Consider the following 20,251-nt stretch of genomic DNA (forward strand, 5'->3'; position numbering starts at 1 on the left):
ATTCGCTGCTAGGCCCGCGAACTCTTGCCGGGGCGCTGACGGCGAGCGGCGAGGGCGTGCACGAGCTGTCGCTTGTTCATGCTCGAGCGGCCGCCGATGCCCCGCTCGCTGGCCAGCCGGTATAGCTCGTCCTTGCTCTTCGCTTCGAGCTTCGTCGCCTCACCGTCCGGCTTGCGCTCGGCGTGCCCGTCGGGCTTCGGCTGCTCGGCCGTTTTCTCAGGTTGGGGCCTCCCTGCCAGCTCCATACATGCCTTCACCGCATCCAGCAGCTCCTCGCGTTTCATCTTCGACGTGCCGGAGATTCCATACTTCCTCGCCATGTCGAGCAGCTCGGCCTTGGTGCGCAGGTTGAGCCCGTACGCGTGCTCATGCTCGCCCACGCTGAAGGGGAGCGGTTCGGCTTCGTCGGCCGCCTTGAGCGTCTCTATCATCTGCTCGAGATACTCGATCACCTTCTTACGCTGGGCTTTTTCGCTGACGTTCCAGGCATGGCTGCTGGCCCGCTTGTGGGCGACCTTGAATTTCCTGCCCTCCAGGCAGGTCATGTAGTTGTTGGCGTCGAGCTTGTCGACGCGCTGGTGGGAGACGATCAACCAGTTGTACTCCGTGCCGACGGGGGCGCCGGACTCCTCAGGGGCGCGAGCCGCCCGCCGCTTGGTGGTCTGGTAGTAGATCTCCCACTCGTCGGGGGTGATCTTGCGCTCGCGCCACTCGCCCTGGTCGTAGTACCACTTGTGCGAGCGGCCGACTTGCATTCCCGAATAGCCCTGGCCTCCGTGCTGCTTGAGGCGGTCATAGCCCTGTGGCCTGCGTTCGTCATCAGCCATCGTCGCTGTCCTCCCTGGTGGCGTTCGATATGGGCGTCTGCTTCATAGAGGCAGCATAGCCGATAGGGTTTCCCGTGATCGGTTCGCGCGGCGGCATCTGCTAGGCTGAGCCCACAGGCGCCTGGAAGGGCGCGGGCGGATGCCGCTGCAACCGGCAAGGAGCCGATATGTCCGATAGGGAGAGTGCCACCGACGCGATCTCGTCTTTCACCCGCCGTGCATTGATCGTCATCGGGCTCGTCGGCCTGGTGTCGGTGCTGCTCTATTTCGCCAACCGGCTGCTGGGTGTGCTGCTGCTGGTGTTTGCCAGCGTTCTGGTCGCGGTGGCCATCGACGGAATGGTGCGGCTGTGCCAGCGCTACCTGCCGCTGTCGCGACCCTGGGCGCTGGTGCTGGCCGCCGTTCTGATCCTGCTGGTCCTGGTGGGGCTGGGGGCGCTGGTCGGGCCGCCGCTGATGGAGCAGCTCTCGCAGCTGACCCAGGAATTGCCGCAGGCGTTTCAGCAGCTCGTCGGCATGGCTCGCGAATTGCCCGGGGTCGAGCAGGCGCTGGGTGGGGTCGAGGACCCGGCCCGCTCGCTGGCACAGCCGGTGCTGAATCGCGCGACGAGCGTCTTGTCGACCACCTTCGATGCGCTGACCAGCTTTCTGCTGGCCCTGTTGGTTGGCGTCTATCTCGTGGTCGACCCGGCCGAATATGCCCGCAACCTGCTGATGCTGTGCCCGCCGGCTCGACGCGAGCGGCTGGGGCAGGTGCTGGGCATGCAGGGGCAGGCGCTACGGCTGTGGCTGATCAGCCGGCTGATCTCGATGGTGTTCATCGGGGTGTTCGTGGCGCTGGGCCTCGCCGTCATGGGGGTTCCGATGGCCGGGGCCCTGGGACTGATCGCGGGGCTCCTCACCTTCATCCCCTACCTGGGGCCGATCCTGGGCGTGATTCCCACCGTGCTGATCGCCTTCCTCCAGGCGCCGCAACTGGGGCTTTACGCCGTGCTTCTCTACTTGTTCATCGAGACGTTGGAGTCCAACGTCGTGACGCCCCTGGCGGCCAAGGGCATGGTGCGCTTGCCCCCAGCCTACACCGTGGTGGTGCAGCTCGCCGGCGGGGTCGTGGCGGGGGTCGCCGGCGTGATGCTTGCCACGCCGCTCGCGGTGGCGATCGCAGTGGCGGTGCAGATGCTCTATGTGGAGGACGTGCTGGGCGACGATGTCGAGGTGCTGGGAGAGCCCTAGGCGGAACGAGCGCTCATGGTCGATAGACCAGCACCGTGTAGTTGCGTCCCTCGATTTCCTCGAAGTTCTTGAGCTTGTCCATCAGGTGCTGATCGAGCCGCTTGCCTTCATGCAGCAGTAGCATGCCGCTGGCGGAGTAAATGTCCTGGGCCAGAATCATGCCCGGCTTTACCTGGCTCGTTTCTAGGGAAATGACCGCTTTGCCACTGGTCTGCAGGTCCGGAGCTTTTTCGACACACAGCTTGACGAAATCATGGCACAGCTCGGGGTCGTAGATGCGTCCCGCAAACTTGCGCAGCAGAGCCAATGCCTGCGGGCGTGGCACTTCACGTGGCAGGACCATGCCACGCTGGAGTTCGATGAAGTCCACGGCCAGCCCCAGCAGGCGTGAACCATAGGGAATGTCACTGCCTTCGAGTCGATCGGGAAAACCGTTGCCGTTCCAGCGTTCGCGATGGTGGCGAACGAATTTTGCCGCTCTCTTCAGCTGAGGCATTGCCATGAGATGGTTCTCGCCGCTGACCGGGTAATGCTGGTAGGCAGTCCGTTCATTGGCCGACAGCTGCTCGGACGGGGTGGCAAGTAAATGATCGTCCCAGGTGAGTTTGCCGATGTTGTAGAGTGCGGCAGCCAGCTGCAGGTCTTGCTGTAACGTATGGTCCAGCGCGTGTGTCTCGCAGAACGCAGTGACCAGGGCATATACCTGTTCGTTTGTCTGAAGATGGCGAGGCAGGCGATGATGGAGAAGATCGCCGATTACGCGTGCTGTCGTCACATGCATGTGCAGCAGCTCATCGTACGTCTTATCCAGCATTTCGGCGGTTTGCTTGAGCTCTTGCTGAGTTGCCTCGATCCGTTGCTCCAGCGCAGCATTGAGCGCGATCAGATCCTGGTTCTGTTCGAGCAGCGCCATCTCGCGCTGCATCCACTCGCGCTGAGTGCCGAGATGCTCCCGCGATCGGCGAAGCAGCAGGCGAAGTCTCTCTTCGTGCCACGGTTTGGGGATAAAGCCGTAGACGTGCCCTTCGTCGATAGCGCGAAGTGCCTCTTCTAGGCCGGAGGAAACATCGGTCATGAGCAGGCGAATACAGTCCGGCCAACGCTCCTGGATGAGCTCCAGCACTTCGTGGCCATCCAGGCCTGGCGTGAGCGCGTCGCATAGCACCATGTCGACGGGCTCGAGTTCCAGGATCGCCAGGGCATCCTGCGCGCTTTCAGCATGCAGGACGCGTAAGCCCTCCTGCTCCCCTATGTCGGAGAGAGACGACAGGGTTTCGGTGTCCTCGAGTACCAGCAACAGCGTTACCGGCTCGGGATCTGCCTGAGCCGGCATCTGGCCTGGCTGCCGTTGTTCGTCGTGAATCGCTTCGCCTTCCATGCTGCTCCCCCCAACCATTGAAGCAGTGAGCCGAATTCGGCTTTAACTGCGATATCGGCCACATTGGGAGAAGCTTTAGGGAATGCTGCGTTTCAGTTCGACAGATGCGCCAACACAGTATCGACGCTGCTCTTGTCGACCACACCGCGTTCGGTGTCAATGCCGACGTACGACACCACGCCATCCTCGGCGATCAGTGCGAAGCGCAGGCAGCGAATGCCCATGCAGGCGCCACTGGCATCCTTCTCCATGCCCAGGGCGCGGGTGAATTCGGCGTTGCCATCGGCCAGCATCAGGATCGCCTCGGCGTTCTGGTCCTTCTGCCAGGCGCGCATCACGAAGGCGTCGTTGACCGCCATGCAGGCCAGGGTGTCGACCTTCTCCAGCACCTTGTCGGCCTTGATCACGAAGCCGGGCATGTGGGTGTTGGAACAGCCGGGGGTGAAGGCGCCGGGCACCCCGAACAGCACCACCCGCTTGCCGGCGAACAGCTCGCCGGTGGAGATGTCCTCGGGCCCGTCGGGGCCGTTGGTCTTGATGGTGACGTCGGGAATCTTGTCGCCTACGGAAATGGGCATGGACAGCTCCTGTTCATCTATTCGGTGGGAACACTGTAGTGCAAATCGGCACCCGGGTGCGTTGCCGAGTGTAGCGGCGGTCAACTGCCCTGATAGGCGTCGAAGACTTCCTGGCCGGTCATGTCGTGGGTCTCGTTGGCGAAGCGGTAGTACTCGGGTTTCTGGTCGATGAAGATCTGGCTGTCGAAATTCCACGCTTCGCCGCCGTCGACCAGGCCCACCGGAACGGCATAGTGGTTGCCGGTCTTGAGGCGGTAGAAGAGATGGGTGCCGCAGCGTCGGCAGAAGCCGCGTTCGGCCCAATCCGACGAGGCATAGACGGTGACGTTCTCCTCGCCTTCGATCTCGACGTCGCTGACCGACTCCAGCGCCAGCAGCGGGCCGCCGCCCCAGGTGCGGCACATGCTGCAGTGGCAGGCGCCGACGTTCTGCTTGTTGACGGCCACGGCGACCCTGACCGCGCCGCACAGGCAGCTGCCGCGTGCATTCATCCCGTCCTTCATGTCGCTCCTCCTCTCGTCGTGTAAGCCGTGGGCGCGACGTCGCCCAAGTCACCAGTGTAGCCGCTGATCGCGGGCATTTACCGTACTCCTCTGACCGTCCCCACATGCCGTGGGCGCGCACCCGGGTCGACCCGCATGCCCGCGTCTCCCTGATCGGTTAGTCGGACTGGAAGGCTTGACGGTGAAAGGCGGCCGCAGCCTCGACCTCGGCAATGCCGGTAATGCCGGGCTCGGGGATGGCGCCACCGGCCAGCACGCTCAGCACCACCCTCACGCCGCGTGCCAGGGAGACGAGGTGATAACCCCCCTCCAGGACAAGGACCAGGCGACCTTGGCAGTGACGCCTCGCCAGGTCCTGAAGGATGCCGGTCATGGCGGCGAAACCCTCGTAGGAGACGTTCAGCGCGAGGTCGAAGGGGTGCGGGTCGAACCCGGCCGACACCAGGATCAGCTCCGGCTGGAACCAATCGGCGGCGGGGACGAGGATCTCCTTGAAGGCCTTGATATAGGCCTGGTCGCCGGCGCCCGCCGGCATGGGCACGTTGACGGTGGTGCCCTCTCCCAGGCCGGCACCGATCTCCTCCAGTTTCCCGGTCCCCGGGTAGAAGGGCGAGGCCCGGTGGATGTCGCAGAACAGCACATCGGGATCCGCCCAGAAGATGTCCTGGGTACCGTTGCCGTGATGAGCGTCCCAGTCGACGATCATCACGCGACGACAGCCGAGGGCCTCCCGCGCATGCGCAGCGGCGACCGCCACGTTGTTGAACAGGCAGAAGCCCCTGGCGCGGACCGGCTCGGCGTGGTGACCTGGCGGGCGGACCAGGGCAAAGGCGCTCTCCGCGCGACCGTCGAGTACCGCTTCGACCGCGGCGATGGCGGTGCCGGCGGCCACTTCGGCGGCCTCGATACTGCCGCTGGACACCGCCGTGGTATCCACGTCGAGCCAGGCATTCTTGCCGCGTAGATCGAAGATATGGCTGAGATAGGAACTGGTGTGGACGCGTCCCAGCTGCTCCCTGGTCGCCGGCTTGCCGCTCTCGAAGCGCAGGCCGGGGACCGGTTCGAGTTCGAGGAGGTTGAGGATGGCGCTCAGTCGTCCGGCGTGTTCCGGATATTTCCAGGGGACATTGAGCGACGCAAGGAGCTGGCGGATGCGCCGCTCCATGCGGTTGGGCAGGAAAGGCGCGTCGGTATCCGGCTGGTGAGACAGGACGCGCTCGTCATAAAAGGCGATGACGCTGTTGGGCTCGGCCACGTGCAGCTCCTGCAGGAAAGGTGTCGTTTTCCCACAGCATAGCCGCTTGTAAAACGCTAGCCGGCTGGATCCAGGGGCGACTCCTGAATCATTGCGCGCAGCGCCGCGGCGGCGGCCGAGAGCGGGTGGCGATGGCGAATGACGATGCCCAGCGGGCGCTCGACGTCGGGTGTCGTCAGCGGTCGGTAGTCGATGCCGTCGGTGGCGATCTGGCGAAAGCTCAGTCGCGGCAGCACGCTGATGCCGAGCCCGGCGGCGACCATGCGGCCCACGGTGGCGATCTGGCTGGCGTCGCACAGGATCGAAAGCGGCGCGCCCACCTCGGCCATGATGCGGTCGATGTCCTGGCGCGAGCTGGAGAGGCGACTGATGCCGATGAAGGGGTGTCCGGCCAGCTGCCGCCAGTGCACGCTCGCTTGCTCGAGCAGCGGATGACCGCTGGGGCAGACCGCCACGTAGCGATCCACCAGCACCGGCTCGAAGGCGAGCTCCTCGGTGTCGTGGGGGGCCACCGACAACCCCAGGTCGGCGCGCCCCTCGCGCACCAGCTGGCTGACCTGCTCGGCCAGCACGTCGTGCAGGCTCAGGTTGATGCGCGGGTAGCGGGCGTGAAAGGTGGCGATGATGCCTGGCAGCAGCCCCGCCGCTAGGGTGGGCAGGGCGGCCACGGTGACCTTGCCGCGCTGCTTGGAGAAGCGCTCGCCGAGATCCTCGAAGGCCTCGGACCAGTCATGCAGCAGGCGTACCGCCACCGGCAGGAAGGCCTCGCCCTCGGGGGTCAGGCTGAGCTGGCGTGTGGCGCGCGAAAATAGCGCGCCGCCCACCGTCTCCTCGAGCTTGCGCAGGGCGATGGAGATCGCCGGCTGGGAGAGATGGATACGCTCGCTGGCTTCGGCGAGGCTGCTCGACTGGGCCACGGCGACGAAGGCGCGCAGCTGCTTGATGCTGGGATTCATTTGGAAAGTAAAACACAAGTTAAAAACTATTCAATATACAAAACATAGGGGGCGCACCATGCTGATCGAGTGGGATGACCCCATCCGCCACCTGACAACAACAAGCCCGCCAGGCCGGGCCCAAAGGAGCCACTCATGAAGCCAACGCCAAAGATGAAGACCCTGCTGGCCGCCATGACGGCCAGCGCCGCGTTTGTTGCCGCTGCCGCCACCGCTCAGGCCGAAGAGCGCCTGCTGATCGGCTCGACCTCCAGTTCGTCGAGCCACTATGGCTACTTCGTCGCCGTCAACCAGATCATCAACAGCCAGGTCGAGGGCGTGAGCGCCTCGGTGGCGGAAACCGGCGCCACCGTCGACAACCTGCGCCGCCTGAGCCGCAACCAGATCGACATGGGGCTGGTGACCACCAACACCGGCTACCATGCCTACGCCGGCCAGGAGGACTTCGACGGCCGCCCGGTCGACAGCCGCCTGCTGTGGGTCTATACCGTGGCGCCCCAGAACGTGGTGATTCGCGAAGACGCCGGCGTGACCACGCTCGAGGAACTCGAGGGGGTGCGCTTCAACCCGGGCATCACCGGCTCGGCCACCGAGAGCACCACCGAGGCCGTGCTCGAGACGCTCGGCATCGCGCCGGACTACGTGCGCGGCTCCACTACCGACGTGGTCGACTCCATCAAGGACGGTCGCATCATGGGCTACGTCAAGTCCGGGGTGGGCAACAAGCTCGACGGCTCGACCATGGACATTGCCACCTTCACGCCGATCAACGTGCTCTCGCTCACGGGCGAGCAGGCCGACACCCTGCGCAGCGAGATGCCAGACCTCGCCGTGGTCGACATTCCCGAGGGCGCGGGGGAGGGCGTTCCGGCCTACACCACCTGGGCCTTCGGCGTGGCCGTGCACGCCCACCCGGACCTCGACGAGGAGACTGCCTACCAGATCGTCAAGGCGGTGATGGAGAACCCCGAGCCCCAGGCCAACGCCTTCTCGGCGGTACGTGACGAGGATCTGGCGAAGATGACCCTCGAGGTGGGCACCGTGCCGCTGCATGCCGGCGCGGCGCGCTACTTCGAGGAGCAGGGGATGGCGATTCCCGACGCCTTGCGGCCCGCCGAATAACGGCGAGGGGAGACGATCGTCATGCGCGAGAACCTGACCAAGCTGCTGGCCCTCATGCTGGGCGGGCTGATCCTCTACACCTCGGCGACCGGCCCCTTCGAGAGCCTGATCCAGCGAGGCATCTTTCTTGCGCTGGTGATCCTGCTCGGGTTGACGCTCTATCCGCTGGGGGAGGGGCGGCGCTGGCGACCGCTGGGGCTGGCCCTCGACCTGACGCTGGCGGTGGGCACGGTGCTCGCTTGCGGCTACGTGGTGGCGAACCACGAGCGGATCCTCGTCGAGCTGCCCTGGGCCACGCCGCGGGACATGCTGTTCACCGGCGTACTGCTGGTGGCGGTGCTGGAGCTGTCGCGGCGCGCCATCGGTGCGATCTTCCCGCTGCTGGTGCTGGCGGGGCTGGCCTATGCCTGGCTCGGGGCGGCGATCCCGGGGCCGCTGGGGCATCGCGGCTTCGACCTCTACTACATCACCGAGACGCTCTATCTCGGCGACCTCGGCGTGTGGGGCATGCTGGTCGGCGTGGCCGCCACCACCATCGCCGCCTTCGTGCTGTTCGGCTGCCTGCTGCTGCACACCGGCGGCGGTCAGACCTTCATGGACCTGGCGCTGCGCATCAGCGGGCGCTCGCCGGGCGGCGCCGCCAAGGTGGCCACCGTAGCTTCGGGGTTGTTCGGCATGGTCAGCGGCAGCGCCGTGGCCAACGTGGCGACCACCGGCAACTTCACCATCCCCATGATGAAGCGGCTCAAGTATCCGGCGCCCTTCGCCTCGGGGGTGGAGGCGGTGGCTTCCACCGGCGGCCAGATCGCCCCGCCGATCCTGGGGGCGGCGGCCTTCATCATGGCCGAGATCCTCGGCGAGAGTTACCTGCGCATCGCGCTTGCCGCGCTGCTGCCGGCCATCCTGTTCTACCTCGGCGTGTTCATGACCATTCACCTGGTGGCGCGCCGGCGCAATCTGCAGGTGGTGCCCGACGAGGAGCTGCCGAGCTGGCCGGAGGTGCTGCGTCCGCAGCGCATCGTGCCGATCCTGGCGGCGCTGGGCGGGCTCTTCTACGGCGTGCTGTCGGGGCGCTCGATCCAGACCGCGGCCTTCTTCGGCATCCTGATGACGGTGTTGACCTTCGTGCCCTTCGCCCTGCTGGCGCGCATGTCGCTGCGTGAGATCGCCGCCAAGCTGTTCGCGGGCCTGATCGATGCCGGCAAGGGCATGGTGATCATCGGCGTGCTGCTGGCCGGGGCGCAGATGCTGGTGGCGATGATCGGCATGACCGGCATCGGCGTGACGCTGGCCAGCCTGATCGTCAACGTGGGCGGGGAGTCTCTGTTCCTGGTGGCCTTCATCGTCGGCGGCGTGTGCCTGATCCTGGGCATGGGCATTCCCACCACGGCGGCCTACGTGCTGGTGGCCTCGGTGCTGGCCCCGGCGCTCACCACCATCGGCGTCGAGCCGCTGATCGCCCACCTGTTCGTGTTCTACTTCGCCACCCTGTCGGTGATCACGCCGCCGGTGTGCGTGGCGGTGTTCGTCGCTGCGGGCATTGCCGGCACCAACTGGCTGCCGGCGGCGGGCGAGGCGGTACGCCTGGCGGCGGCGATCTACGTGATTCCCTTTCTGCTACTGATCTATCCCGCGCTGGCTGGCTTCGGCAACGCCCTGGATATCCTGCTGGCCAGCTCCCAGGGCGTGGTGTTCGTGCTCGCCTTCGCCTCGCTGATGTCGCGGGTGGCCATGACCGGCAATCGGCTGCTGGATGTGGCTGGGCTCGTGCTGGTAGTGGGCCTGGCGTTGATTCCCGGCTGGCTGACGACGAGCGCGGCGCTGGTGCTGCTGGTGGGGCTCTTCGCCCGGCGTCGGCAACGCCTGGCCGCGGCCTCGCCCGGCGGCAGGAGACCTGACGGGCAGAGGCCCGGCACCCCGGGCGTGGCGGCCAAGGAGACCCACTCATGACCTTCCTGCTGGGCAGCGGGGCCGGCTTCTCCGGCGACCGCACCGATGCCGCCATCCCGGTGGTGGCGGAGCTGATCCGCCGCGGCCAGCCTGCCGCGCTGGTCTTCGAGACCTTGGGCGAGCGCACCCTGGCGGCGGCCCACCGCGCCCTGCGCGACGACCCGGCGGCGGGCTACGAACCGCTGCTGGAGGAGCTGCTCGCGCCGGTGCTCGACGACTGCCTGACGCACGGCATCGCCATTCTCGGCAACTTTGGTGCGGCCAACCCCGACGGTGCCTGCCGCGTGGTGGCCGAACTGGCCGCCGGCACGGCGCGGGGCGAGGCGAGCATCGGGCGAGTGCATGGCGACGACATCCGCGCGCGGCTGGCGGAGCTGGATCTTCAGCGCTGGGAGGCCGAGAGCCGCGAGCTGCCCGGCGAGGAGGCGCTGATCTCGGCCAACGTCTATCTCGGCGCGGCGCCCCTGGTGGAGGCGCTCGGGCTCGGCGCCGAGGTGGTGGTCTCCGGCCGGGTGGCCGATCCGGCGCTGTTCCTGGCGCCGCTGATGCATCATTTCGGCTGGGCCTGGGACGACTGGGACCGCCTGGCCGCCGGCATGATGGCGGGCCATCTCGGCGAGTGCGGTGCCCAGGTCACCGGGGGCTACTTCGCCGACCCCGGCTTCAAGGAGGTTCCCGGCCTGGCCACGGTGGGCTATCCCATCATCGAGGTGGAGGAGGATGGCCGCCTGGTGGTGACCAAGCCCGCTGGCACCGGCGGCATGGTCACCGCGCGCACGGTCAAGGAGCAGCTGCTCTACGAGGTACACGACCCGGCCAACTACCTGACGCCCGACGTGGTGGTGGACCTCTCCACGGTGCGGGTGGAGGAGCTCGGACCCAACCGGGTGGCGGTGAGCGGCATTCGCGGAAAGCCGGCGCCGCAGCGGCTCAAGACCACCGTCTGCTACGAGGGTGGCTGGCAGGGCGAGGCGGAGATCTCCTACGCCGGACCCAATGCCCTGGCCCGGGCACGGCTCGCTGCCGAGGTGCTGCGCGAGCGGCTGACGTTTCGGGCTCCGCCGGAGCTGCGTTCGCGACTGGACATCGTCGGCCACGCCAGCGTGTTCGACAGCGATGCCGGCGACCTGCAGCGCAGGCTGCCGGCATCAGACAGCGGCGACTACCGCCTGCGGCTGGCCGCCGAGCACGCCGAGCGGCGCTGGGTGGAGCGTGCCACCCAGGAGCTGCTGGCGCTCTACTGTGCCGGTCCGGCCGGCGGTGGCGGGGTGCGCCGCCAGTTCCAGCGGCGCGTGTGCACGGCGTCCTACCTGGTCAAGCGTAGCGACGTGGAGGCCTTCGCCACGCTGTTCGAGGCAAGCCCGGTCAACCAGAGGAGGGCCGCCCATGGCGCACGCTGAAGCGAACGTGACCGCAAGCCTAGCCGAGGGACACGCCGTACCGCTGCACCGTCTGGCCCACGCCCGTGCCGGCGACAAGGGCGACCGGCTCAACCTGGCGTTATTCGCCTATGATCCATGCCGCTACGAGACGCTGGTGGCGCAGGTCACCGAGGAGCGGGTGCTGGCGCTGTTCGCCCATCGCGGAGCGAGCCGCGTGCGCCGCTACCTGATGCCGGGCCTGGCCGGCATGAACCTGGTGATCGACGACGTGCTGCAGGGTGGCGTCAACGGCGCCCTCAACCTGGACGGTCACGGCAAGACGCTGTCGTTCCTGCTGTTGAGCATGGATGTGGTGGTCGGGAAGACCTGACGCGCTACTGAAAAGAACGGCGCCTGCCCGGGTTCGCATGACATCGTCATGGGAGCCCGGGCAGGCGCCGTTGTCTGGCGATGGCCCTCAAGGCTGGGCCGGGTAGCCCAGGCGAGCTGCGCTCAGCGCAGCGACAACGCCCCGGCGCCAGTGTCTTCGCCCACGGCGTCGGTGTAGGCCTTGGCCTCCTCGGCCTCGACCTCGGGCGAGAAGCGCACCACCAGGGCGCACAGCGAGGCGATCACCACGGCAATGCCGAGGTAGAACAGGCCCTGCTGGTAGGAGAGCGACTCCGAGCGGAACAGGAAGCCGGCCGCCACGGCACCGGCGTTGCCACCGGCGCCGACGATGCCGGCCACCGCCCCCAGCGCCTTCTTGTTGATGAAGGGCACCACGCCGAAGGTGGCGCCCTCGGCCATCTGCACGAACAGGCTGAACACCAGCATGATACCGATGGCCAGCGTCAGCACGTGCATCTGCGAGAAGAACATCAGCGCAACGCCCTCGCAGAGCATGGCGATGAACAGCCAGCGCACGCGCCCCTTGAGCCCGCCGTTGCGGGCGAAGAGGTCGGAGAAGACGCCGCCCAGGGTGCGCGCGAAGATGTTCATCAGCCCGAACAGGCCGGCGATCATGCCTGCGGTGGCCAGGGTCAGGTCGAAGTTGTCGAAGAAGTAGATGGCGGCGATGTTGTTGATCGTCAGCTCGACGCCGAAGCAGGCTGCGTAGACCACGAACAGCGCCCACACGCGGATATCCTTGGCCGCGGCCTTGAAGCTCGCGCCCATGCCGTGTTCGCCATTGGCCTCGGGGAGCTCGCCGCGAGCGCGCAGGTCGCTGAAGTTGCCGTCGGGGGCGTCCTGGGTGAACAGGTAGTAGCCGATGCCGGCGAAGAACAGCACCACGCCGGGGACGATCATCGCCAGGCGCCAGCCCAGCGCCTCGTTGACGCCGAGCATCAGGATGCCGGAGAAGATCAGCGGCATCAGGATCTGGGTGGTACCGCCGCCGAGGTTACCCCAGCCGGCCGAGGTGGCATTGGCGGTACCGACCACGTTGGGTGCGAACATCACCGAGGTGTGGTACTGGGTGATCACGAAGGAGGCGCCGATGGCGCCGATCGCCAGGCGCGCCAGGAAGAAGGTCTCGAAGCTCGAGGCCAGGCCGATCCCCATCACCGGCAGTGACCCCAGGCACAGCAGCCAGGTATAGGCCTTGCGCGGCCCGATGCGGTCGCAGAGCAGGCCCATGACCAGGCGCACCAGGATGGTGATCGCCACCGAGGCGATGATGGTGTTGCCGATCTGGGTCTTGGTCAGCCCCAGGTCGTCACGCACGACGGCCATCAGCGGAGCGATGCCGAACCAGCCGAAGAAGCAGAGGTGGAAGGCGAACCAGGAGAAGTGGAAGGCGCGCATCTGGGGCGTGCGCAGGGTCAGGAGGCGAATGCGGTTCGCCTTGTTGCGAATTTCCATGGGCTTTGACCTCGTACGGATTGCCGATACATGTGTTCGCCCTTCTCCGTTGAAGGTCAGGTCTGACGCACTCGTGCTTCCTTCAGGAAGCCTGGTCCACGCCTACCCGGCATTGACTTATGTCAAGCAACCTGTTTGCCACATCATTGGCTTGTTCTTTTAAAACACTGGGTTGTGATTTGATAGGAGCAGAAGAGAGTGGCCGGGAGCGCGTGTCGCCGTGATAAGAGTGGTGCAGTGCCGCACACGATGCCCCCTGCTGGTGCCAATAGGGGGCTCTCTCCGTTCACGCTGATTCAGTACATGGCCAGCTGCGTGGGCACGCGGTCGCAGCCGAGGAAGGCGGAGTTTTCCAGCCACTCGGGGTCGGGGTAATAGGCGAACAGGTAGTGATCCTCCTTGATGCTGTCGATCAGCGGATAGGCCACTTCCTGGCGCACCGCGGGGCAGCCGTGGCTGCGGCCCAGCCGGCCGGTCTTCTGGATGAACGCCTCGCTGACGTAGTCGGCGCCATGAATGACGATGGCACGCTGGTAGGCCAGGTCGTTGACGCCGGCTTCCAATCCCTCCAGGCGCAGCGAGTAGCCGTTGCTGCCGTAGTAGCTGTTCATGGTGCGAAACAGCCCCAGGCTCGACTGGTGGCTCTCGGGGGTGTTGGAGAACAGCGTGGCTTCGGCATCACCCGAGCCGCGACCGTGGGAGACCAGTTCCTCGAACAGCAGTGCCTCCTCGGCCAGGTCGAACACCCACAGGCGCGGTTCGCTCGAGGGACGCGAGAAGTCGATCACCGCCAGCCGCTCGGCATCGGGCTCGGCGCAGGCCAGGGCGCTGGCGGCCAGCTCCAGCACCCGGGGGTCGGCGCCCGGCGCCAGGCGGGTCAGCGTCTGGCGCAGCGAGGAACCGGGGGAGGAGAGCCCGGCTTGAGCAAGGAAGTCGCCGGCCTGGGCCGTGGGCAGGGTGGCCAGCAGGGCAGCGGTCAGGATCGGTAGCGGGAGTCGCAGGGTCGGGTGAAGACGCATCGTACATGCCTATGACGTGGATTCCTCATGCCGAGCATGCGGAAACGCAAAAAGGTGAATAAGGTAAATAAGGTATGGACCCGGCTGGCTTGCAGCCAAGTACCAGGCACTATTATGGGGGGAGTGGCCAGGAAGGCCAGACCAGCCATCAACGGAGCAGGAGCCATAGATGCGGGTTATTACATGGATGGGTTTATGGGCGTTGTTGCTTGGCCTCGGGCCACTGGCCTGGGCAGAGCCGGAAGCGGCGTGGCAGGGCGACGATGCAAGCGGCGTTGTCGCCGAGCTGGTGCGTCAGGTGGCCTCGCAGGATCAGCGGTTGCGGGACTTCTATGCCCTGCGTGACCATCGCCCCGCCTGGCAGGATGCCGATACCGTGGCGGCATTCACCTCGGCGCTGCATACCCTCGAAAGCGATGGGTTACACCCGCAGGATTATCGTCCGGATGAGCTGAGAGCTCGGCATCGTGAGGTCTATGAACAGGGCGCCGATATCGAAGCGCAGGTGCAATACGATCTGTTCGCTACCCGCACGCTGCTCACGGCGCTGGGGCATCTGCAGCGTGGCAAGGTCGATCCCGGGTCGCTCGGCACCGGGTGGGAAGTGCCGGTGTCGAAGCCTGACTTCTCCCTTGCGGCGGTGTCCGGCGCGATCGACCAGCTGAGATTCGAAGCGTTGATCAATGAAGTACGTCCGGATTTCGTTCCCTACCAGCGGTTGCGTTCGGGGCTGGCGCGCTATCGCAACATCGAGCGGCTCGGCGGCTGGCCTCGCTTGCCCCCACGTGAGCAATCGCTGCGCCCGGGTGATGTCGACGACGATGTCGCGCTGTTGCGCGAGCGCTTGACGAGGATAGGGGAGCTGGAATTGGTCGCTGTCGATAGCGACGCGTTCCCGGGCGCCGGGCTCGAGGCATTCGATCCACGGCGCTACGATGGCGGGCTCGAGGCCGCGGTCAAGCGCTTCCAGCGCCGGCACCTGCTGGAACCGGATGGGGTCGTCGGGCGCCAGACCCTGGCGGCACTCAACGTTCCGGTGGAGCGTCGCATCGACCAGATCCGCCTCAACATGGAGCGTGCCCGCTGGCTGTTGCACGGCTTGCCGGAGTCCTTCGTGCTGGTCGACATCGCCGGCTATCGGCTCAGCTATTTCCGCCCCAACGGCCAGATATGGCGCTCGCGTATCGTGGTGGGCCGGCCCTATCGGCGTACGCCTTCTCTACGTTCGGAAATCACCCACGTGACCGTCAACCCCACCTGGACGATACCGCCCACCATCAAACGCGAGGACGTGTTGCCCCGGGTGCGGCAGGATCTTGGCTATCTGTGGCGCGAGCGGATCCAGGTGCTGAGCCCCTCGGGCACACCCCTCGACCCCTGGGAAATCGACTGGGACAATCCCGGTAACATCGTGCTGCGCCAGGCGCCGGGGCCGCAGAATGCCCTGGGCCAGCTGGTCATTCGGTTTCCCAACGACCATATGGTCTACCTTCACGACACGCCGTCCCAGGACCTCTTTTCGCGCGAGCAGCGTGCCTTCAGCTCTGGCTGCATTCGCGTCGAGAACATTCGCGAGCTGGCCCAGCTATTGATGGACGACACCCACAGCGAACACGACATCGAAGCGCGCATCGACAGCGGTGAAACGCGTAACGTCTCGCTCGCCAACCGCATGCCGGTCATCATCCACTACTGGACGGTCAACCCCGGCGACGACGGCGAACTCTCGTTCCGCCCCGACATCTACGAGCGCGACGACGCCCTGCTGCGTGAACTGGATCGCCCGCTGGCGCTGTGAGCCGGCGGGCGGGGAAAAGGCCCCGGCCACGTCCTGCGGCCGGGGCCATGGCTAAGCCAGGCTGGCTCCGCAGCGCGGACAGACCTCGCCGGGACTTTCGCCGGCACCGGGGGCGGCGCTGGAAGCCGCAACGGCTCCACTCCTGGGAGCGAAACGTTCCGGGTTGATCGGTACCAGCTTGCCGCGCTCCCAGCGCAGGCCGACGTCCTTGAGCATGCGTGGGTCGCAATCGCGCAGCAGGGCATCGCGGCGGCGGTTGGCGTAGTAGCTGCGTACGGCGCGAAGCAGGCGACGGGTGGTGCGTAGTACTGCCATGATCTCGGTCTCCTTGAGTGGAGGCCGGGAACTTGTGCGCGACGGGTGGGAAAAGTGCTATCCAGGCTTGGCCGCGACAAGTGCCGCGGCCAGCGTCCTTCAAGTGTCGTCGTTTCGACGGCCGGCCCACGGCAGCAGCAAACAGGTACGCATCGCGTTAATGCATACGCGATGTTGCCAATTTGCCTTTTTGCCTGGAAGTAGCCGCATGAGGAACGCGTCTCGATTGAGGGATTGGTTGGGATTGTGCCGCATCGACGATACGACTCTTTTCTTATAGACATTCGCTCAACAAGCGTCAACCGATGATCCGAAAAGCAGGCTATCGATAGCCTTCTGCCTGGAGGCGGAACAGCCGGGCGTAGCGGCCGTTCTGTGCCATCAGGCTTGCGTGGTCGCCGCGCTCGATGACCTCGCCGCCGTCGATCACGAGAATCTGGTCGGCGGCGCGCACGGTGGAGAAGCGGTGCGAGATGAGGAGGGTCATCTTGTCGCGGCGGTGCTCGCGGAAGTCGGCATAAACGGCCGCTTCGGCGGCGGCGTCCATGGCCGCGGTGGGTTCGTCGAGCACCAGGATGTCGGCGCTCTCGCGCATGTAGGCCCGGGCCAGGGCGATCTTCTGCCACTGGCCGCTGGAGAGCTCCTGGCCGCCCTTGAACCAGCGGCCGAGCTGGGTGTGGTAGCCGCCGGGCATGGTGCGGATGAACGTGTCGGCGAGGCCGCGCTCGGCGGCCTCCTGCCAGCGCGCCTCGTCGGCGAACGCCTCGACGTCGCCGGCACCGAGGTTCTCGCCCACCTTGAGCTGGTAGCGCACGAAGTCCTGGAAGATCACGCCGATGCGCCGGCGCAGGGTATGGACGTCCCACTCGCGCAGGTCGCTGCCGTCGAGCAGGATACGGCCCTCGCTGGGCTCATAGAGGCGCGTGAGCAGCTTGATCAGGGTGGTCTTGCCGGAGCCGTTGGCGCCCACCAGCGCCAGGCTATGGCCCGGTGCCAGGTGCAGCGAGACGTCGCGCAGCGCCGGTGCGTCGGCGCCGGGGTAGGTGAAGCCGACCCGCTCGAAGCGGATGCCGTCGCCCGGCTTCGCGCCCTGGGTCAAGCTGCCGCCCTGCGGTGCCACCGGTTGCTCCAGGTACTCGTAGAGGTTCGACAGGTAGAGGTTGTCCTCGTACATGCCGCTGATCGAGGTGAGGCTGGCCGACAGCGCCGCCTGGCCCTGCTTGAACACCATCAGGTACATGGTCATCTCGCCCAGGGTCAGGGTGCCCGATACGGTTTCCACCACCACCCAGGCGTAGGCGCCGTAGAACGCCAGCGTGCCCAGCAGACCGAGCAGGAAACCCCAGCTCTCGCGGCGAAGGGTCAGGCGCCGGTCTTCGCCGTAGAGGGTATCGAAGATCCGGCGGTAGCGCTCGAGCAGCAGCGGCTCCAGGCCGAACAGCTTGACCTCCTTGATGCTGTCCTCCCGGGCCAGCACGGTTTCCAGATACATCTGCATGCGGGTCTGGGGCGAGCGCCAGCGGAACAGGCGGAAGGCATCGCCGGAGAACTTGGCCTCGGAGACGAACACCGGCAGGGCGCCGAGCACCAGGATGCCGATCGCCCAGAGCGAGAACTGCACCAGCAGCACGCCGAAGCTGGCCAGCGAGATGCCGTTCTGCAGCAGCGCGAAGGTTTTGTTGACCAGCCCCAGTGGCCGGGTCGAGGCTTCGCGGCGGGCGCGGGTCAGTTTGTCGTAGAACTCGGAGTCCTCGAACTGGGCGAGCGATAGCGTGCCGGCCTTCTCCAGGATCATGACGTTGACCTTCTGGCCGAGCAGCGCGCGCAGCAGCGACTGCTGTGCCGCGAGCCCCCGCTGGGCCAGAGCGATGGCGGCGATCACCCCGGCTTCCGCCAGCACGTAGCGCAGCACCGGCCAGGTGGATTCAAGGGTCAGGGAGGCGCCTGTCTGTTGATGGTGGGCCATGGCGGCGACCACGGCATCGACGATCAACTGGCCGATCCAGGCGGCCACCGCCGGCAGCACGCCGGCGATCAGGGTGCAGGCCGCGAGCCCCAGGGTGAGGGCGCGCGAGGTCTGCCACACCAGCGTCAAGGCGCGTCGGCTGTAACGGAACACGCCGAAGAAGGCGGCCAGGCGGTTGCCGTTGGGAGGCGGTGGGGCGGGTGAAGTGCGGCGCATGGGCTGTGTGAGGAGAGAGCTCCGATTCAAGAAACGACGCCCTGCTCGAGGGCAGGGCGTCGCATGTCATGCTGGCGGCTGATCGAGACGCGATCAGTCGTCGTCTTCTTCGGTATCGGCCTGGGCCACCACCGGGCCGGTCTGTCCGGAACGCAGCGCGGCAAGCAAGGGCTCCGCCTCACGCTGGAAGGCCACCAGGCGCTCGCCGTCGAGACTCTGGCTCTCCGGCAGCTCGACCTTCATGGCGTCGACCGCATTGTTGTCGACGATGACTTCGTAGTGCAGATGAGGGCCGGTGCTGCGGCCGGTGTTGCCCGACAGCGCGATGCGCTCCCCCATCGAGACGCGGTCACCGCGATTGACCAGCGCCCGCGAGAGGTGCAGGTAGCGGGTGCGGTAGCCGTTGTCATGGCGCACCACGATGTAGCGACCCGCCATGGGATGGTTGCCGACCTTCTCGACGCGACCGTCGGCCGGGGCGGTGACCGGCGTGCCGATGGGCATCGCCCAGTCGGTGCCGCGGTGCGGACTGACGCGACCGGTCACCGGATGCGTGCGGCGCGGATTGAAGCTGGAGCTCATGCGATAGCTACCCTCGAACGGGTAGCGGCTGAAGGCGGGGTCGAGGCTCTGGCCGTCCGGCGTATAGAAGTTGTTGTCGTCGCTGTTGCGCACCAGCGTCAGGTTCATGCGCGCGCCCTGGTACTCGATGGCCAGCACGCGGGAGTCGAAGCTGCTGCCGTCGATGATGTCGGACTCGATCAGCACCTGGAATTCATCGCCGCGACGGGTGTCGCGGCGGAAGTCGAGCTTCTTCTCCAACAGACGCGATATCTGGGCCACTTCGGTGCTGGAGAGGCCGGTGGCCTGGGCGGAACGGGCGAAGCTGCCGCTGACGCTGCCGGCAAACAGTCGCTGAGTGGCCTCGCCGGCACGCTCGATGGTGGCGACGTCGAAACCGTCCTCGTCGCGCTCGAGCATGAAACCTTCGCGGGCATTCTTCATGATGCGCAGGGCCAGCAGACGCTCCTGCTCGTCGAGCTGGTATTCGAAGGTGTTGCCGACCCGCCAGTGGGTCAGCAGGCGCTGGTCCGGCATGTCTTCGAGCAGGCGCATGGCCTCGCTGTAGCCAAGGCCGAGTTCGTTCTGGGCCAGCACGGCGAAGGTGTCGCCCTGCTGTACGGTATAGGTACGCCATTCCGGCACGTGGGGTTCGGTGGCGGCGACCTCGTGGTCGAAGTGGATCGGGCCTTCCTCGAACAGCGCCAGCTCCTCGTCCGGATAGTCCTCGTAGGAGGTCGCGTCGGCGGCCAGCGCCTCGTCGTCGGTATGCATGTCGTCGAGCATGCCGCTGGCCAGGGTGCCGATCACCATGGCCATGTGCAGCGCGCCGGAATCCAGCTCCGTTGCCAGTTCGATGCCGCCGGTATCGCCGGGAAGACCAGCGGTAGCGGCATCGAGCTCGGCAGCGGCCGGAGCGGCCTGTGGCTGCGCCCGGGCTACGGCGACCCCGGACAGGTCGACGATCTCGCTGGGCTGCAGTTGGGAGAGCGGAATGTAGTCACGGGAGGCGTCGATGGCCTGGGTGGCGATCTCGATGGCATCGGCGACGGAGTAGCGCTCGCTGTTGAGAGCGGGGAGGCCGGGCTGGGCCTCGGGCGACAGGGGGAAGAGAACGGTCTCGGGCACCAGCCCCTCGCGCTGGGTGTTCTCGACGAGGGTGACGATCTTTTGCGCGCCCAGCACGGTCACCATGGTGGCGACGGGTAACAGCAGTAACTTATGCGTGCGGGGCAGCGAATGAAGGATTCGCAACATGTGTTTTGGCCATAAAAAAAGATGACAAGAATATAAAAAGCCACGGGAACCTTAACCCATGATATATGGCCTGCCTAGACTGTACGTGCAT

The 20,251-nt window shown here is 66.3% G+C and carries 17 protein-coding genes; 6 read left to right on the plus strand and 11 right to left on the minus strand.

Annotation, left to right across the window (positions count from 1 at the left end; genetic code table 11):
• Positions 1-8: 8 nt before the first annotated feature.
• Positions 9-827, minus strand: coding sequence for a Rho termination factor N-terminal domain-containing protein (locus tag HNO51_RS05590; protein ID WP_209538705.1), 819 nt, complete (start codon positions 825-827; stop codon positions 9-11).
• Between the two features lie 167 nt (positions 828-994).
• Here HNO51_RS05590 and HNO51_RS05595 point away from each other — a divergent pair, with 167 nt between their 5' ends.
• Positions 995-2,059: an AI-2E family transporter gene (locus HNO51_RS05595; RefSeq protein WP_209538706.1), complete on the plus strand. Its 1,065-nt coding sequence runs from the start codon at positions 995-997 to the stop codon at positions 2,057-2,059.
• 13 nt (positions 2,060-2,072) lie between these two features.
• On the opposite strand, the gene nosR is transcribed toward HNO51_RS05595, so the two are convergent.
• The 5 genes from nosR to HNO51_RS05620 all read right to left on the minus strand — a co-directional run bounded on the left by nosR (position 2,073) and on the right by HNO51_RS05620 (position 6,729).
• Complete coding sequence (gene nosR, locus HNO51_RS05600; RefSeq protein ID WP_242597213.1) at positions 2,073-3,437, minus strand: response regulator c-di-GMP phosphodiesterase, NosR family; 1,365 nt, start codon at positions 3,435-3,437, stop codon at positions 2,073-2,075.
• Positions 3,438-3,529: 92 nt separating this feature from the next.
• A complete protein-coding gene (locus HNO51_RS05605) occupies positions 3,530-4,015 on the minus strand; it encodes a peroxiredoxin (protein ID WP_197450066.1) in 486 nt (161 codons plus the stop codon).
• Between the two features lie 80 nt (positions 4,016-4,095).
• Entirely contained in the window at positions 4,096-4,518 is a 423-nt protein-coding gene (locus HNO51_RS05610; protein ID WP_197450067.1) for a GFA family protein, read from the minus strand.
• Positions 4,519-4,675: 157 nt separating this feature from the next.
• Positions 4,676-5,773, minus strand: coding sequence for a histone deacetylase family protein (locus HNO51_RS05615; RefSeq protein WP_242597214.1), 1,098 nt, complete (start codon positions 5,771-5,773; stop codon positions 4,676-4,678).
• Positions 5,774-5,829: 56 nt separating this feature from the next.
• Positions 5,830-6,729 (minus strand): LysR family transcriptional regulator, encoded by a 900-nt coding sequence (locus HNO51_RS05620; RefSeq protein ID WP_209538707.1) that lies wholly within the window; start codon positions 6,727-6,729, stop codon positions 5,830-5,832.
• 135 nt (positions 6,730-6,864) lie between these two features.
• Here HNO51_RS05620 and HNO51_RS05625 point away from each other — a divergent pair, with 135 nt between their 5' ends.
• The 4 genes from HNO51_RS05625 to HNO51_RS05640 are packed head-to-tail and all read left to right on the plus strand — an operon-like array spanning position 6,865 to position 11,553.
• Entirely contained in the window at positions 6,865-7,851 is a 987-nt protein-coding gene (locus HNO51_RS05625) for a TAXI family TRAP transporter solute-binding subunit (protein WP_234283557.1), read from the plus strand.
• A gap of 21 nt (positions 7,852-7,872) precedes the next feature.
• Complete coding sequence (locus HNO51_RS05630; protein ID WP_234283556.1) at positions 7,873-9,801, plus strand: TRAP transporter permease; 1,929 nt, start codon at positions 7,873-7,875, stop codon at positions 9,799-9,801.
• Positions 9,798-11,201, plus strand: coding sequence for an acyclic terpene utilization AtuA family protein (locus HNO51_RS05635; protein WP_209538708.1), 1,404 nt, complete (start codon positions 9,798-9,800; stop codon positions 11,199-11,201). The genes HNO51_RS05630 and HNO51_RS05635 overlap by 4 nt, the downstream gene beginning before the upstream one ends.
• Positions 11,188-11,553, plus strand: a complete 366-nt coding sequence (locus tag HNO51_RS05640) for an AtuA-related protein (protein ID WP_197450070.1) — start codon at positions 11,188-11,190, stop codon at positions 11,551-11,553. Before HNO51_RS05635 ends, HNO51_RS05640 begins: the two co-directional genes overlap by 14 nt.
• Positions 11,554-11,675: 122 nt before the next feature.
• On the opposite strand, the gene HNO51_RS05645 is transcribed toward HNO51_RS05640, so the two are convergent.
• Together HNO51_RS05645 and HNO51_RS05650 are read right to left on the minus strand one after the other, a co-directional pair.
• Positions 11,676-13,028, minus strand: coding sequence for an MFS transporter (locus tag HNO51_RS05645; RefSeq protein WP_197450071.1), 1,353 nt, complete (start codon positions 13,026-13,028; stop codon positions 11,676-11,678).
• Positions 13,029-13,324: 296 nt separating this feature from the next.
• Complete coding sequence (locus HNO51_RS05650) at positions 13,325-14,047, minus strand: murein L,D-transpeptidase catalytic domain family protein (protein WP_197450072.1); 723 nt, start codon at positions 14,045-14,047, stop codon at positions 13,325-13,327.
• A 169-nt stretch (positions 14,048-14,216) separates the two neighbouring features.
• On the opposite strand from HNO51_RS05650, the gene HNO51_RS05655 reads away from it, so the two are divergent.
• Positions 14,217-15,845 (plus strand): L,D-transpeptidase family protein, encoded by a 1,629-nt coding sequence (locus HNO51_RS05655; protein WP_242597215.1) that lies wholly within the window; start codon positions 14,217-14,219, stop codon positions 15,843-15,845.
• A 51-nt stretch (positions 15,846-15,896) separates the two neighbouring features.
• Here the strand turns inward: HNO51_RS05655 and HNO51_RS05660 are convergent, their stop codons facing one another.
• The 3 genes from HNO51_RS05660 to HNO51_RS05670 all read right to left on the minus strand — a co-directional run bounded on the left by HNO51_RS05660 (position 15,897) and on the right by HNO51_RS05670 (position 20,160).
• The gene (locus HNO51_RS05660; RefSeq protein ID WP_209538709.1) at positions 15,897-16,160 is read right to left on the minus strand and encodes a hypothetical protein; all 264 of its coding nucleotides are present in this window, start codon (positions 16,158-16,160) and stop codon (positions 15,897-15,899) included.
• Between the two features lie 322 nt (positions 16,161-16,482).
• Positions 16,483-18,342 (minus strand): ABC transporter ATP-binding protein, encoded by a 1,860-nt coding sequence (locus HNO51_RS05665; RefSeq protein WP_209538710.1) that lies wholly within the window; start codon positions 18,340-18,342, stop codon positions 16,483-16,485.
• Positions 18,343-18,435: 93 nt separating this feature from the next.
• Positions 18,436-20,160, minus strand: a complete 1,725-nt coding sequence (locus tag HNO51_RS05670) for a peptidoglycan DD-metalloendopeptidase family protein (RefSeq protein ID WP_209538711.1) — start codon at positions 20,158-20,160, stop codon at positions 18,436-18,438.
• Between the last annotated feature and the right edge of the window lie 91 nt (positions 20,161-20,251).

It is taken from the genome of Billgrantia sulfidoxydans (genome assembly GCF_017868775.1).
Lineage (GTDB): Bacteria > Pseudomonadota > Gammaproteobacteria > Pseudomonadales > Halomonadaceae > Halomonas > Halomonas sulfidoxydans.

What these genes read in the sequence shown, in the direction of transcription:
- HNO51_RS05605 (WP_197450066.1), bottom strand. Translation starts at nt 4,015, where the DNA reads ATGCCCATTTCCGTAGGCGACAAGATTCCCGACGTCACCATCAAGACC.
- HNO51_RS05655 (WP_242597215.1), top strand. Translation starts at nt 14,217, where the DNA reads ATGCGGGTTATTACATGGATGGGTTTATGGGCGTTGTTGCTTGGCCTC.
- HNO51_RS05625 (WP_234283557.1), top strand. Translation starts at nt 6,865, where the DNA reads ATGAAGCCAACGCCAAAGATGAAGACCCTGCTGGCCGCCATGACGGCC.
- HNO51_RS05640 (WP_197450070.1), top strand. Translation starts at nt 11,188, where the DNA reads ATGGCGCACGCTGAAGCGAACGTGACCGCAAGCCTAGCCGAGGGACAC.
- HNO51_RS05665 (WP_209538710.1), bottom strand. Translation starts at nt 18,342, where the DNA reads ATGCGCCGCACTTCACCCGCCCCACCGCCTCCCAACGGCAACCGCCTG.
- HNO51_RS05670 (WP_209538711.1), bottom strand. Translation starts at nt 20,160, where the DNA reads ATGTTGCGAATCCTTCATTCGCTGCCCCGCACGCATAAGTTACTGCTG.
- nosR (WP_242597213.1), bottom strand. Translation starts at nt 3,437, where the DNA reads ATGGAAGGCGAAGCGATTCACGACGAACAACGGCAGCCAGGCCAGATG.
- HNO51_RS05595 (WP_209538706.1), top strand. Translation starts at nt 995, where the DNA reads ATGTCCGATAGGGAGAGTGCCACCGACGCGATCTCGTCTTTCACCCGC.
- HNO51_RS05630 (WP_234283556.1), top strand. Translation starts at nt 7,873, where the DNA reads ATGCGCGAGAACCTGACCAAGCTGCTGGCCCTCATGCTGGGCGGGCTG.
- HNO51_RS05660 (WP_209538709.1), bottom strand. Translation starts at nt 16,160, where the DNA reads ATGGCAGTACTACGCACCACCCGTCGCCTGCTTCGCGCCGTACGCAGC.
- HNO51_RS05645 (WP_197450071.1), bottom strand. Translation starts at nt 13,028, where the DNA reads ATGGAAATTCGCAACAAGGCGAACCGCATTCGCCTCCTGACCCTGCGC.
- HNO51_RS05650 (WP_197450072.1), bottom strand. Translation starts at nt 14,047, where the DNA reads ATGCGTCTTCACCCGACCCTGCGACTCCCGCTACCGATCCTGACCGCT.
- HNO51_RS05590 (WP_209538705.1), bottom strand. Translation starts at nt 827, where the DNA reads ATGGCTGATGACGAACGCAGGCCACAGGGCTATGACCGCCTCAAGCAG.
- HNO51_RS05635 (WP_209538708.1), top strand. Translation starts at nt 9,798, where the DNA reads ATGACCTTCCTGCTGGGCAGCGGGGCCGGCTTCTCCGGCGACCGCACC.
- HNO51_RS05610 (WP_197450067.1), bottom strand. Translation starts at nt 4,518, where the DNA reads ATGAAGGACGGGATGAATGCACGCGGCAGCTGCCTGTGCGGCGCGGTC.
- HNO51_RS05620 (WP_209538707.1), bottom strand. Translation starts at nt 6,729, where the DNA reads ATGAATCCCAGCATCAAGCAGCTGCGCGCCTTCGTCGCCGTGGCCCAG.